Raw genomic sequence first — 203 nt, forward strand, 5'->3', positions numbered from 1 at the left:
CTAAAAGTGGTGCCGAGAGCCGGACTCGAACCGGCACGGTAGTCACCTACCGCAGGATTTTAAGTCCTGTGCGTCTGCCAATTTCGCCATCCCGGCATATATAAAAATAATGGAGCGGAAGACGGGATTCAAACCCGCGACCCCCACCATGGCAAGGTGATGTTCTATCACTGAACTACTTCCGCATAGTAATAAACAAATGG

At 50.2% G+C, this 203-nt stretch carries 2 tRNA genes; both read right to left on the bottom strand.

The window, feature by feature from the left end:
* Positions 1–7: 7 nt before the first annotated feature.
* A tRNA-Leu gene (locus tag ABWW58_RS17160) sits at positions 8–96 on the bottom strand.
* Between the two features lie 14 nt (positions 97–110).
* Positions 111–185: transfer RNA gene (locus ABWW58_RS17165), tRNA-Gly, on the bottom strand.
* Between the last annotated feature and the right edge of the window lie 18 nt (positions 186–203).

Origin of the sequence: Sporolactobacillus caesalpiniae, from assembly GCF_040513385.1 — a bacterium.
Lineage (GTDB): Bacteria > Bacillota > Bacilli > Bacillales > Sporolactobacillaceae > Sporolactobacillus.